Genomic DNA, 12,648 nt, shown 5'->3' with positions numbered 1-12,648 from the left:
TCTGCGCCGCATGACCCGCACCGCATGACCACGCAGAATGCCCCCTCCGCGCCCGAAGACCTCGCGGCGCTGCTCCGCGCCATCGGCCCGTTGCCTCTGGCGGGCCAGGCCTGGCCGGACTGGGTGCGCATTCTGACGTGGGTGTTGCTTGCCGTGCTGGGCGTGCAGGTCGTCACAACCGCAATCCGCGCGCCCTCGCAGCCTTTCGACACGCTCTTGGCGGTGGCCGTGGTGCTGTGCTTCGTGGCGCTGCTGTTCGTGTCGTGGCACATGCAGACATCCATCACCACGATCGACGACCGCGGCATCCGCCAGACCTGGTTCACCCGGCGCGAAGTCGCCTGGGAAGACGTGCGCTTTGCACGGTTTGTACCCATGGTGTTTTCCAAGCGGCTCGTCGTGTTCACGCACCGTGGAAAACCTGTGATTTTTCAGGGCGGCACGCGGGAACTGCGCGTGGCGTTCGTGAAGATCGCTCAGGTGTATCGGCGCGGCTAACCAACGCGGTTAATCAACGCGGTCAAGCAGAAAAAAACGCCCCGAGTCCGGGGCGTTTGGTCATAACAGGGCGATCCAGCTACGCGCCGCACTGGGCGCGTAGCCGATGCCGCCAAATCATCGAATCGGCAACGCGTACATCAACCCGCCCTGCGTCCACTGCGCATTCAGGCCGCGCTTGATCTTCAGCGGGCTACCCTCGCCCACATTCCGCTCAAAACTCTCGCCGTAGTTGCCCACCTGCTTGACGATGTTGTACGCCCACTTCTCGTCCAATCCCAGGTTGGCGCCGCCACCCGGCGTCACCCCCAGGATGCGCTTGATGTTGGGGTTGGCGCTCTTGGCCTGTTCATCCACGTTCCTGGACGTCACGCCGTATTCCTCGGCTTCGATCATGGCCGACAGCGACCAGCGCACGATGTTCAGCCACGCGTCGTCGCCCTGGCGAACGAACGGGCCCAGCGGCTCTTTGGAAATGATCTCGGGCAGCACGACGTAGTCGTCGGGATTCTGCAGCTTGGAAATACGGATCGAGGCCAGGCCCGACGCGTCGGTCGAGAACACGTCGCAACGGCCGGACGCGAACGCGTTGACGACCTCGTTGAAGGTCTCGATGACGACCGGCTTGTACGTAACGTTGTTGGCGCGCGCCCAGTCGGCCAGCGTGTTTTCGTTGGACGTGCCGGTCTGCAGGCAGATGGTGGCGCCGTTGATTTCCTTGGCGCTTTTCACGCCCAGCGACTTGTGCACCAGGAAGCCCTGGCCGTCGTAGAAGTTGATGCCGGCGTGGATGATGCCCAGCGCTGTGTCGCGCTGCTGCGTCACGGTGGTGTTGCGCGTCAGCACGTCGACTTCGCCGGATTGCAGCGCGGTGAAGCGTTGCTGCGAATTGAGCGGCACCACCTTGATCTTGTTCGCGTCGCCGAACACCGCAGCGGCGATGGCGCGGCACAGGTCCACGTCCAGGCCCTGCCATTTGCCTTGCGCGTCAGGGGCGGAAAAGCCTGCAAAGCCCGTGGTCGTGCCGCACGCCACGGCGCCGCGCTGTTTCACGACGTCCAGCGTCGCCGCCTGCGCGCCCTGCGCGGCCGCCATCAAGAGCGCCGCGCCCACCAACCCTTTTGCAATGTTCATGACCTGGATTCCTTTCTGCTACCGGGCGCGAAGGCGCGCCAAGGCAAGAAGCTTATAGACATGAAGCGCCCCCGCCAAATAACGAGCGCTTATTTAGGTATGCCGCCGGCGGATGCCGGCGGCCTGCGCAGAAAGGATAGCAATGCGGGGCGGGCGTGGCGCTGCGCGCCGTCAAGCCGCCAGCGAGATCGACACCGGTTCGTTGGCCTGGCACGCGTCCAGCGCGCGGCCGAGGCGGACCATGCCCTGCGCGATCTGGCTTTCGTTCATGGTGGCAAACGACATGCGCATGGCGAAAAGATCGGCCTTCGCCGGGTCGGCGTAAAACGCCTTGCCCGGCACGTAGACCACCTCGTGCTCGATCGCGTAGGGCAACAGGCGCGTGGCATCCACATCGCCCGTCAGCCGCGCCCAGAAGAACATGCCGCCCTCGGGCTTGCTGAAGGTGATGCGCCCGTCCAGTTCCCGTGCCAGCGAGTCAGCCATGGCCGCGCAGCGCAGGCCATAGGCAGCGCGGATGCGCGGCACGTGTTCGTCGTAGCGGCCGTTTGCCAGGTACTGCGCAACGATTTCCTGGATCCAGGCCGAGGACGCCATGTCGTCGGCCGCCTTGGCGCCGACGCAGCGGCGGCGGATCTCGGGCGGCGCGACCAGCCAGCCGATACGCAGCGCGGGCGCCATCGTCTTGGACATGCTGGCCATGTACACCGCCCAGTGACGGGCCTCGCCCTCTGCCAATGCCGCGATGGGCGGCACGGCTTCGCCGGCGAAGCGCAGTTCGCTGTAGGGATCGTCCTCGACGATCAGGAACCGGTGCTTGACCGCCAGTTCAAGCAAGCGCAGCCGGCGCTCACGCGTCAGGGTGGCGCCGCAGGGATTCGAGAACGAGGCGACGACGCAGACCATCTTCGGTTTCACGCGCGCGGCCAGTTCGTCCAGTGCGTCCACGTCGATGCCATCAGGGCCCGACGGCACGGTGTGCACCGTGGCGCCCGTGTAGCGCAGGGCCTGCACGGAATTCGGGAAGGCCGGCGACTCGATGATGGCGTGGTCGCCCGGCTGCAGCATCACGCGGGTCAGGAGCGCCAGCGCCTGCTGCGAGCCGCCCGTCACGACAAGTTCGGTGTCGGCATTGCAGTGCAGGCCGCGCGCCGCGGACAGGCGCGCCAGCTCATGCCGCAGGCTGGCCTGGCCGTCGATGTTGGAATACTGCAGGCAGGCGCCCAGCCGGGCCGTGACCTGCGACGACGCGATCGACAAGCCGTCGACGTCGAACAATTCCTGGGCCGGATAGCCGCCGGCCAGCGAAATGGTGCCCGGACGCATGGCGTAGGGCATGAGCGATCGGATGGGCGAGGCGGGGGGATTCAGGAAAGGCGTGGCGAAGACGTATTCGGGCGCTGCACTGGACATGGCGTGGGGGCTGATTAAGAGGGAAACGTGTCGCCCGAATGGGCGGCGCCGGACGGCATAGAACTTTGAAATATAAACAAATCTCCGCAAATTCTAAGCCTGCCGATCAGACAGGGTCAACGGCGGGATTCGGGGCGGCGGATACCCGCCCGGCGGCGGGCCCGAAACCCGTCCTACACTATGGGACTTCCTGTTTTTGCCAGAGAGCTGCATGACCGCCGAAGACACCATGGCCGGGCGCCTCGCCCAGATCCAGCAACGCATCCACGAGGCCTGCGAGCGCGCGGGCCGCGCACCGGGCAGCGTGACTTTGCTGCCCGTCAGCAAGACGTTCGGCGAGGACGCCATCCGCGAGGCGATGGCGCTGGGCCTGACGCGCTTTGGCGAAAACAAGACGCAGGAGATCCGCCAGAAGGCCGCCGCGTTCGAAGGCGCCGGGCTGCAATGGGTGCTGATCGGCCACCTGCAGACCAACAAGGCCAAGGATGCCGCGCGCGACGCCGCGGAAGTGCAATCCCTGGACCGCGTGGAGCTGGCAGATGCCCTGCACCGCCGTCTGCAAAATGAGGGCCGCACGCTGGACGTGCTGGTGCAGGTCAAGACCTCGTCCGAGCCCAGCAAGTTCGGCATGGAGCCCGAGGAGGTCGGCCCCTTCCTGCGCCGCATTGCCTCGGAATACCCGACGCTGCGTGTGCAGGGCCTCATGACCCTGGCGGTCAACTCGCCCGATGCCGACGAAGTCCGCGCGTGCTTTCGCGCGCTGCGCGAGCTGCGTGATGGTCTGGTGCAGGAGAACATTCCCGGCGTGGCGCTGGACCGTCTGTCGATGGGCATGAGCGGCGACTTCGAACTGGCCATCGAGGAAGGCTCGACGGAGGTGCGCATCGGTTCGGCCATCTTTGGCGCGCGGCACTATCCGGATCCGCAATAACGCGGACCCACGCGCACTTGTCGCAGCGGCAATAGGCTGGCGCGTGACGATTTGAGGGGGCCCAGATCACGGGCCCCTTTTTGCGTAGGCGCAAGGCATAATAGCCACGCAAAAAATATGCGGCGCAAGTTGACGTCGATCAACACGCGGACGCCGCGCTCACGATACCCCGCACGAGGAGACACTCCATGCACAAGCACGCAAAGCGCCTGCTGGCGCTTGCCGCCCTATCACTGGCCGCCACCGCGGCCGCAGCCCAGTCCTGGCCCACGCAACCGGTCCGCTGGATCGTTCCCTACCCCGCCGGTGGCGGCACCGACGTGGTCGCACGCACGGTGGCCAGCAGCCTGGAAAAGACGCTGGGCCAGACCATCGTGGTCGAGAACCGTCCGGGCGCCGGCACCATCATTGGCGCCACGGCCATCGCCCAGGCGGAACCGAACGGCTACCTGGTGGGCACCGCCGACTCGGGCACGCTGGCCTTCAATTCGTCGCTGTACGCCAAGCTGTCGTACGACCCCGCCAAGTTCACCTACATCGGCGGCATCGCCAAGTTCCCGCTGCTGCTGGCCGTGAACGTCAACTCGCCGTACAAGACGGTCGAAGACGTGCTCGCCGCGGCCAGGAAGGAACCCGGCAAGCTGACGTCGGCCTCCGCCGGCGCAGGCTCGCCGCATCACCTGGCGCTGGAACTGTTCAAGCAGCGCACCGGCGCCAACGTGCTGCACGTCCCGTACAAGGGCGCCGCGCCCGCCATCCAGGATCTGCTGGGCGGCCAGGTGGACATGATGTTCATCGATCTGGGTTCGGGCCTGCCCAACGTCAAGGCCGGCAAGCTGCGCGTGCTCGCCGCCGCGACGCCCGAACGCGTGACGGTGCTGCCGGATGTCCCGACGATGGCCGAACAGGGCGTCGCCAATTTCACGGCCTACGCCTGGCAAGGTTTGGTCGGCCCGGCCGGTCTGCCCGACGCGGTGGTGAAGAAGCTGTCCGCGGATCTGGACGCCACGCTCAAGTCGCCCGCGGTGTCGCAGAAGATGCTGGACATGGGCGTCATCCCCATGCCGATGTCGGCGCAGGATTTTAAGACGTATGCCGATCAGGAACGCAGCGCCTGGGCGGACGTCATCAAGAAGGCGAACATCAAGCTGGAGTGATCGCCCCCGGCGTCATGCGTCAAGGCAAAAAGCCGCGGTCGACTGACCGCGGCTTTTTTATGGAATAGATGTAGTCCTTACTAGAATCCGTTGAACAGGTTGTTCATATCGACACTGTTTTGCATGCTGCGCAACTGGGCATCCCGTTCGCGTTGAGCGGCTTCGTGTCGCTGCGCTTCAGTGGGCGGGGCCAGGGTCACCGGATTGCCCGTGCCTCGATAGACGCGACGATAACGCAGGTATCCCTGCGGCTCCCAACTGCCGGGCACCGGATCCACGCAGCCAGCCCAGCCTTGGGGATGGTCAAAGGGCCGAAAGCCCGCATAGGAATCGTGCGTATAGTTGGCAAACAAGTACGCTTGCAGCGTCAGATGCTCAGGGTTTTCGGGCGTGCCCAGTATCGGATGTGCCTTCAGGTGAGCCAATACGTCTTTGGCTTCGCTGGCCAGGGTGGAGCGACGCAAGAGATTGCCAAGCGCCACGCTGGCGTATAGCGAAGGACTGATCATGGCAGCCCTTTCGTAGCGTTGGACTTGCTCTTCGGTCTGGCCATCCAGCGCGGCGATGTCGCCCAGCAGTGTCTGGTTGGCGCCCTCCAAGTCCTGGAAGTCCTTGGGAAAGTTCGCTTGGGTACGCGATACCCAGGATAGTGCGGACGCATAGACGTCGCGTACCTGATAGCGCCAAGCCAGGTAGGGCAACAGCGATTGGGCAGTCGTTGCTGCGGCTGGGGTTGCCTTCATAAAGGCGGTGTAAGCGTTGAGGACATTGGGGTGGATGGCGAAAGGGTCGTAACCGTCGAGTTTGGCAGCATCCGTGCGGTCCAGGGGAACTTGCGCCTGCCTCGCCGCTTCGTACATCAGCGCCAAAGGTATCTGCGACAACATATCGTCATGCTGCCCGCTGGGACCACGCCCCTGACTACCCGGTAGGTAGCCCCCTCCCACATCGGAATGCATGCCAGGCAACGCGTATTGCTTGTGCTTTTCTGCAAGAATGCCATCGGAGCCGCGCACGCTTTCCAATGGGAACGAAGCGCGGTTCTCGTGCATTGCGGTGTAGTGCACACATTGCACATGGCTTGGTACGCGCAATGCCGTGGCGCTGGCCCAGGCAAAGTGTCCATCGCCGCCGGCGCTATTAGGCAGGCCCACGGAAGCGACTGTGTCGAACAGCCCTAGAAAGCGAATTCGCGTGGGCACGCCACATAAGCGGTCGCCGTCCATCATCGTCAGCAGCCAGTTGCAGAACACGCGGGCTTGCGCGGCGCCACGGGAAAAGCCGAATACATCCATCGTGATGTCCACCAGCTTCGGTTTGCTGGTGTTGGCTATCTTGTCCGCCAACGCCTGAGTCTCGCGCTGAAAAAAAGCTTCCGCATGAGCACGGGCGCCATTGCTGTCGCACAGCAGGCCGCCTTCGGTGCGCATGCCAACTGCATCCAGCGCCTGAACGTCCTGTACGCCCCCTTTCAGCGGCGCGTACATGCTGTGTCGTCGGTGGTATCCGCGTTTGCCGTTGCGGCACAGGGCGAGGATGACTTCGTCCACATATCGATTGCGACCGCTGCTGATCGACGCATGGATCACGTTCAGCACGCCAAGCAACGCATAGTTGATGCGCCCATCGCCACCCCGTCCCATCGCCGGGCCGAAAGAGGCGTAGACGTCCTCACCAATGTCTGGAAAGGGCGTGCCCACACCCGGAACATAGAGCCGGTACTTACCCTCGTATTCACGTTCCGGGTAAGCCCGGAACAGCCTGGCCACGTTACTGTCCTTGCGCGCCATGCGTTGAGTCACTCCTGGCCCGAGTCCCGGCTCGCATCCATCCGCTTCATTCCAATCCTGATTGTTGCCTGTGCCGTCGAAAAAGATGCCAATTTGCAGGTCTATCTCGCAGTTCTCCGAAGCCGGAATGCATTGCGGAAACATCGGCTCGATCCTCGGGGTTTGCCAGATTGGATGTGTTCCAAAAACCTCGTTCATAAATCATTCCCGTTATTACTCGTGATTTTTCGAGGGCACTATCACTCGTCCAAGGATTCGATCAATATGGGTTCCGCGCCCACAGGACAGCGCGGCGACCACGCTCCGTAGATCCTGGATGGTCTTATTCTGGATATAGGGTCATGAGGGCCGGGGTAATCTACATTCCCATAGCCCGGACTGATATTCGAAGAGATGGCACGAACGCTTCCGTCGGACAGGAAGTGGATATACAGACGTCCCGCCTGCTCGTAACGCTCCACGGGCACGCGACGTTCACGGCTTTCCCAGGTGCAGTCGCGCCAGTTGGTCACACCCCAGCTCACTCGCACGGTCAGGTCAGGCCGCCATTTCCGGGGCAGCTTCGCGCAGCAAACGATGCTGCCTCCTGTACCAGCCTGGTGCCCACTGACACCATTGACCCAAAAGTCCTGAACGCTCAGGTGATCGGCCAAGTGGTCGATGCCCGATAGGGATGCGGGCACCATGGCTTCCTTAGGTTGAACAACGTCGCAACCGGCCAAACCCAACAGCAACACCAATCTCATCGTCAACCGCGTAGCGCAGTTCATATCAGTTCGCCTCCTCCATCACAACGGGTCCGCCGCGGGAGGGACAACGTTCGCCATAGTCGCCGTAGGCATGCCAGGGATTCTTGTCGGGGATGGGGTCTTGCGGGCCAAGGTATTCCTCGTTCCCGTACCCGGGACTGATGTTCGAGGAAATGGCGCGGACGCTTCCGTCGGACAGGAAGTGGATATACAAACGTCCCACCTGCTCATACCGCTCCACCGGCACCCGGCGCTCACGGCGCTCGCCACCACAGTCCCTCCAATTGAGGACATCCCACCCCACCAGCACCGTCAAATCATCGCGCCATCGTCGAGGCAGCTTCGCACAGCACACGATGCTGCCTCCGGAGCCCGCCTGATGGCCGCTGGCGCCATCGACCCAGAAATCGGGAACGCTCAGATGGTCGGGCAGATGGTCGATTCCCGTCAGAGATGCTGGCACCACGTCTTCCTTGGGTCGAACGCCGTCGCATCCATTCAATCCAAGCAGAACAAGCAATGCCATCATCAATCGTGCTGTGGCGTTCATATCAACTGGCCCCTTGAGTCGAAGATGCAGGGCCAAATGCCAGGATGCCACTGACATCGCCGCTTCGGCTTGCCTGCCTTAATGCCGCCTCGAATCGGTCATCGTGCAACACTTGCGCCGCCGTCTGCCATACCACCAATACCGCTGATATCTTTACGGCCACGTCGTGCACCTGCAGTCGCTGGAGCCGTTCATGGACTTGTGCAGCCCAGTCAAGGCGTTGTCCGCTCGTGCCTTGCGCGGGTATGCGGTGGTTGGCCCGCGATGCGGCGAGGAACAGCTCGCCGACTCGAGTGGCCTTGAGCATCCGGTGCCATTGTTCGGGCTGCAGATGCAGTGGGAGAGAATCGCAAGAACGCGCTGACCGTACTGGATCTTGTCGCGCGCAACATTCCCTGCCCGCCATATCGTGGTGATGCCACGCCTGCACCGGACCCAGTACGGCCCGGCGCTGTTCGGAAGATAGCGTCAGCCAGACATTGGAAAACGCGCGGCCGTCGGCGAAGCGGAAGTGGTAGCGCTTGCCGCTACCGGCATGGATGAACCGCAGTTGTTGCAAGTGCTGCAAGACTTGCTCCATCGGGACCGAGCCGCGCAACACGCCATAGCCAAACATTACATCCGGATTGCCGGCCGAAAGCTGATTCATCAGCTGAACCACGGACTGACACGCGGGCAATAGCAGCGGGCCAACACGGGCAGCCTGGGGGCCTTCGTCCTCATAAAGCAGACGGATATCCGGTGCTTCCAGGATGCGGTCGCGAAGCGCAATGTCATGCAGCAATGCGCCATCGAAGAGCAAATAGCTGTACGCGGAGATGCTCATACGGGCACCACCGGGCCACCCGTTCGCGCGGCGCGCAGGAAGCAATCCAGGCAGAAGTCGCTTTCCACGCCGGCATCCGGATTCCCTTCGATGGCAAAGGGATTGCCGTGGCCTGTTGCCACGCATTGCAGCGGTCCTTTCATCTGGACTTGCACCCCATTCAGCGTGATGCCGTCGGCATGCAAAGTGATGGCTCCGCCGGGGCCCTTTAGGCTGAACACCTCGCCGGCTTGCAACGCGATCACACACGAACGCCGGCGGATCGCCTGGCCCGCTTGCAGGTCCGCGTGGCCCTCGACAGTGTGTTCCTGGTGTCCGCCGATGCGCACCCAATGATTCGCCGCGGTCTTATCGCGGCGGTTATTGCCCACTTCCTCGGTACGGTCCTTGGTGGTGTAGATCGTGTGATTGCGGCCCACCGTCAAAAGATCATCCCGCCCGATGTCGTGCCGCCGGTCCTGGCCGATGGTGACCTGTTCGTCGTTGCCCACCGTCTCCTTGCGGTCGTGTCCAATGGTGATGGTTTCATCGTTCTCGACCTGCTCGCTGCGGTCGTGTCCCACAAACGTCGACTCGTCGTTGTTGACGTGGATGTTCTGATCCTTCTGCGCGTGGACGTAGATTTCTTCCTGGTCCTTCTCATCCTCAAAGCGCAGTTCGTTGTATCCCTCGCCCTTGTGGGTCTTGCTCTTGATCGTCATCCTGGTCTTGTGGCGCGGCAGTTCGTAGGGCGGCAATTGCAGGCGGTTGTAGACGCGGCCGGTGATCACGGGCTGGTCGGGGTCGCCGTCGAAGTAAGAGACGATGACTTCCTGACCGATGCGCGGGATGGCCATGTGGCCCCAAGTGGCGCCGGCGATGTTCTGCGAGACGCGAATCCAGCATGAGCTGTACTCGTCCTCCTTACCGAGCCGGTCCCAGGGGAACTGGACCTTCACCCGGCCGTATTCGTCGGTATAGATCTCTTCATTGGGCGGGCCGACCACCACAGCGTTCTGTGGACCGTCGATGCGCGGCCTGGGTAGCGGTTCCGCGCGCCATTCGGCGTCGTCCGGGACCAGCTCCGCCTCGTAGCTGTAGTGCGTTCCCAGCTGGGCCTGTGCGCTTTCCTCGGCCTGACTTGTGTATTGGATGCCACGGTGGACGATGCGCACCGGGCGCCAGCCGCGGTTCAGGTCTTCGCGCGGATGCCCAGCAAGGGTGAATGAAATGCCCGGCTGGAGCCGCGGGTCATCCCCTTCAACCAAAGCGACGCACGAATCGCGGCGGTGGCCGCGCAGGCGGTTCTCGGCGAACGATCTGCCCGCTTCGTCGAATTTGGCGCGGGCCGGGTAGTCATAGCGTTCGTAGCGGCGGCCCTGATGGTCCAGATCTCGTCCGTCGCGGCTGTGCTGGTGGGTGTAGCGCGGATGGTGAAAGGTGTAGTCGCGCTGGGTCTGGCGCGCGGTGCGCACGTTCTCGGTGTAGGAGAATCGCCGCAGCGCTGGCTGCGGCTGGTCGCCGCCGGGTGTGGGGTTGTACTGCGCTGGCTCGTCGCCCACGCGGCCGTGAATGAACAGGCGGTCGCTGTGGATAAGTTGATGCCCCTCGGCCCCATGACGGAAGGAATAGAAGAAGCCTTCCTCGCGCATGATGCGTTCGACAAAGTCGTAGTCCGTGTCGCCCGCTTGCACGCAGTATTCGCGCGCCTGATGTTCGGTGGTGCTGCGCAGCTCGTAATCCTGGGTAAGACCATGCGCCTTGAGCACCGCCTCGGTGATTTGCGGCACGCTCTGGCGTTGGAAGATGCGCCAGTCGGAACTGAGCTTTAGCCGCGCCAGGCGCGGCTCGACAATCGCCGAGTAGCGCGTACGCCGAAAACCCGTGTCGCCCTGAACAAAGGAGGACACCACACCGTGAACATGGCGCATGGGGGTGCCGCCCTGCCAGATCGTCAGACACGCGGGACGGTCAAGCACTTGGCCAAAATCTACGGCGGGGTTGGCGCTGGACAGATCGACCGTAAGCAGAAACGTCTCGGAAAGCGCTTCGTGCAGATCGAACCGAACCACCTCGAACGCATCTGTCGCCGTACTGCCGATGAGATCGAAGGTGAATCGCAAATCAGATTGGACGGGCATGGCAAGCTCGGGGATGACCGGGGCGGTTGCCCGGTATCAACGTTGAGGAAGCTGACCGGCGATTCGGGGCCTGCAATAGCCTGGTGCAGCGGCAAGCGCTTTTGTGCCGTGACCCTGCGTCTGAACATGCCGCTGCGTCATCGGTGAACACAGGGCAACTATGCAAACTTCATGCCAGAATTTTCTGATCTTCCCTTAGCTTTAATAATCAGTGGGTTACGCAAGGGGCGCTGAGAATCGGGCTTGTCCGAGGTTGCAGAAGCCGCGAGAACTGGTTTTCTGAAAGGATTTTCGAGCCAACCTTGACCCGGTTTTTTTTAAGTCTTTGAGATTCAACGAAAAAATAACGGGCCAGGATTGGCCCGCCCGGGCCAATCCTGGCCCGATCAATTGAGCGTTTGCACACCGTCCCCAGGGCGACCCTGCGTCAAACATCAACGCAAGGCCGCAGTCGCACAATCGCGGCTTTCCTGATGGGCATGCTCGGGCACGGTGTCAGACACCCGGCAGAGAGGGCCGACAGCTTACGGCGGCACCTCAACAGGTGTCCGACACCTTGGTCGCGAATCGCGCCCTGAGGCGCAAATCACCCCGCCACGACAGGAATCTGCCGCGGCTGCGCCTCGCGCACGCGCGGAATGCGCAGCGTCAGAAGGCCCTGCTTCAGGCTCGCACTGATCTGCGCGCGGTCGAACTCCTGTCCCAACCGGAACGACCGGCGAAAGAGCGGCGCGCGCATTTCGCCCAGCACCAGCCGCAGGTCGCTGGGGGTCTCGACGGCAGCTTCGCCTTCGATCTGCAGCACGTCGGCCTCGACGTTGATGCGCAGCCTTTCCTTGGACACGCCCGGCAGATCCGCAAGCAGCGTGATGCCTTCCTTGTCCTCGTAGATGTCCACGGCCGGCACGGTCACGCCGCGCCCGTCGCGCTTGTCAGACACGGTCGCTTCGGCGGGCACGGTCAGGTCTTTGCGTTCATTCATGATCGATACTCCTATGCGGTTGCGTTGGCGGGTCACTGCACGGTCACGGTGCGCGGCTTGGCCGATTCCTTACGCTTGATGGAAATGGCGAGGCAGCCGTCCGTATAGCGCGCCTGCACGTTGTCGGGATCCGCGTCTGCAGGCAGCTCGATGATGCGCGTGTAGCGGCCCTGCGTGCGTTCGCGCGCGTAATAGCGGGCGCCTTCGGGAAGTTCCTGCGGTTTGCGTTCACCGCTGATGGTCAGCAGGCTCTTCTCGATCGACACGTTCAGGCCTTCGGGGTCCATGCCGGGCACGAAGGCGACGACTTCGATGGAATCGCCCGACACGCCGACGTTGACGGGTGGGAAGTACGCCTGCGGCGTCGCCCGCAAGGCAGCAGGTACGCCGGCATTGCGCAGCACGCGGCCCATGTGTTCCTGGATCGCGTCGAACGCGCTGGCAAAGCCGTTATCGCTGAAAGGAAAGTTGCTCATGAAGGTCTCCTCGAACGAAAAA

The 12,648-nt window shown here is 63.0% G+C and carries 12 protein-coding genes; 3 read left to right on the top strand and 9 right to left on the bottom strand.

Annotated features, from left to right (window positions below):
• Positions 1-24 precede the first annotated feature (24 nt).
• Positions 25-498, top strand: coding sequence for a hypothetical protein (locus KW836_RS05215; protein WP_175122057.1), 474 nt, complete (start codon positions 25-27; stop codon positions 496-498).
• Positions 499-615: 117 nt separating this feature from the next.
• On the opposite strand, the gene KW836_RS05210 is transcribed toward KW836_RS05215, so the two are convergent.
• Both KW836_RS05210 and KW836_RS05205 read right to left on the bottom strand, forming a co-directional pair.
• Positions 616-1,632 (bottom strand): amino acid ABC transporter substrate-binding protein, encoded by a 1,017-nt coding sequence (locus KW836_RS05210; protein ID WP_175139005.1) that lies wholly within the window; start codon positions 1,630-1,632, stop codon positions 616-618.
• 171 nt (positions 1,633-1,803) lie between these two features.
• Positions 1,804-3,045 carry a PLP-dependent aminotransferase family protein gene (locus KW836_RS05205; protein WP_175122055.1) on the bottom strand — a complete coding sequence of 414 codons (1,242 nt, stop codon included), beginning with the start codon at positions 3,043-3,045 and terminating at the stop codon, positions 1,804-1,806.
• A gap of 211 nt (positions 3,046-3,256) precedes the next feature.
• Here KW836_RS05205 and KW836_RS05200 point away from each other — a divergent pair, with 211 nt between their 5' ends.
• Entirely contained in the window at positions 3,257-3,976 is a 720-nt protein-coding gene (locus KW836_RS05200) for a YggS family pyridoxal phosphate-dependent enzyme (RefSeq protein WP_218342609.1), read from the top strand.
• Positions 3,977-4,164: 188 nt separating this feature from the next.
• Positions 4,165-5,133, top strand: a complete 969-nt coding sequence (locus KW836_RS05195; protein WP_175122053.1) for a tripartite tricarboxylate transporter substrate binding protein — start codon at positions 4,165-4,167, stop codon at positions 5,131-5,133.
• 80 nt (positions 5,134-5,213) lie between these two features.
• Here the strand turns inward: KW836_RS05195 and KW836_RS05190 are convergent, their stop codons facing one another.
• The 7 genes from KW836_RS05190 to KW836_RS05160 form a co-directional block, all read right to left on the bottom strand.
• Positions 5,214-7,121, bottom strand: coding sequence for a DUF2235 domain-containing protein (locus KW836_RS05190; RefSeq protein ID WP_218342608.1), 1,908 nt, complete (start codon positions 7,119-7,121; stop codon positions 5,214-5,216).
• A 41-nt stretch (positions 7,122-7,162) separates the two neighbouring features.
• A complete protein-coding gene (locus KW836_RS05185) occupies positions 7,163-7,609 on the bottom strand; it encodes a DUF3304 domain-containing protein (RefSeq protein WP_255595289.1) in 447 nt (148 codons plus the stop codon).
• 85 nt (positions 7,610-7,694) lie between these two features.
• Positions 7,695-8,222, bottom strand: coding sequence for a DUF3304 domain-containing protein (locus KW836_RS05180; RefSeq protein WP_255595126.1), 528 nt, complete (start codon positions 8,220-8,222; stop codon positions 7,695-7,697).
• Position 8,223: 1 nt separating this feature from the next.
• Positions 8,224-9,048, bottom strand: a complete 825-nt coding sequence (locus KW836_RS05175; protein ID WP_218342607.1) for a DUF4123 domain-containing protein — start codon at positions 9,046-9,048, stop codon at positions 8,224-8,226.
• A complete protein-coding gene (locus KW836_RS05170) occupies positions 9,045-11,150 on the bottom strand; it encodes a type VI secretion system Vgr family protein (protein ID WP_255595125.1) in 2,106 nt (701 codons plus the stop codon). The genes KW836_RS05175 and KW836_RS05170 overlap by 4 nt, the downstream gene beginning before the upstream one ends.
• A 604-nt stretch (positions 11,151-11,754) precedes the next feature.
• Positions 11,755-12,150: an Hsp20/alpha crystallin family protein gene (locus KW836_RS05165; RefSeq protein ID WP_218342605.1), complete on the bottom strand. Its 396-nt coding sequence runs from the start codon at positions 12,148-12,150 to the stop codon at positions 11,755-11,757.
• A 32-nt stretch (positions 12,151-12,182) separates the two neighbouring features.
• Positions 12,183-12,626, bottom strand: a complete 444-nt coding sequence (locus tag KW836_RS05160) for an Hsp20/alpha crystallin family protein (RefSeq protein ID WP_218342604.1) — start codon at positions 12,624-12,626, stop codon at positions 12,183-12,185.
• Positions 12,627-12,648 lie beyond the last annotated feature (22 nt).

Origin of the sequence: Achromobacter sp. ACM05 (assembly GCF_019218915.1) — a bacterium.
Lineage (GTDB): Bacteria > Pseudomonadota > Gammaproteobacteria > Burkholderiales > Burkholderiaceae_B > Achromobacter > Achromobacter animicus.
This window is presented reverse-complemented; position numbering and strand designations above follow the sequence as displayed.

Coding starts and splice junctions, on each gene's coding strand:
- KW836_RS05215 (WP_175122057.1), top strand. CDS start 25: ATGACCACGCAGAATGCCCCCTCCGCGCCCGAAGACCTCGCGGCGCTG.
- KW836_RS05210 (WP_175139005.1), bottom strand. CDS start 1,632: ATGAACATTGCAAAAGGGTTGGTGGGCGCGGCGCTCTTGATGGCGGCC.
- KW836_RS05205 (WP_175122055.1), bottom strand. CDS start 3,045: ATGTCCAGTGCAGCGCCCGAATACGTCTTCGCCACGCCTTTCCTGAAT.
- KW836_RS05200 (WP_218342609.1), top strand. CDS start 3,257: ATGACCGCCGAAGACACCATGGCCGGGCGCCTCGCCCAGATCCAGCAA.
- KW836_RS05195 (WP_175122053.1), top strand. CDS start 4,165: ATGCACAAGCACGCAAAGCGCCTGCTGGCGCTTGCCGCCCTATCACTG.
- KW836_RS05190 (WP_218342608.1), bottom strand. CDS start 7,121: ATGAACGAGGTTTTTGGAACACATCCAATCTGGCAAACCCCGAGGATC.
- KW836_RS05185 (WP_255595289.1), bottom strand. CDS start 7,609: ATGGTGCCCGCATCCCTATCGGGCATCGACCACTTGGCCGATCACCTG.
- KW836_RS05180 (WP_255595126.1), bottom strand. CDS start 8,222: ATGAACGCCACAGCACGATTGATGATGGCATTGCTTGTTCTGCTTGGA.
- KW836_RS05175 (WP_218342607.1), bottom strand. CDS start 9,048: ATGAGCATCTCCGCGTACAGCTATTTGCTCTTCGATGGCGCATTGCTG.
- KW836_RS05165 (WP_218342605.1), bottom strand. CDS start 12,150: ATGAATGAACGCAAAGACCTGACCGTGCCCGCCGAAGCGACCGTGTCT.
- KW836_RS05160 (WP_218342604.1), bottom strand. CDS start 12,626: ATGAGCAACTTTCCTTTCAGCGATAACGGCTTTGCCAGCGCGTTCGAC.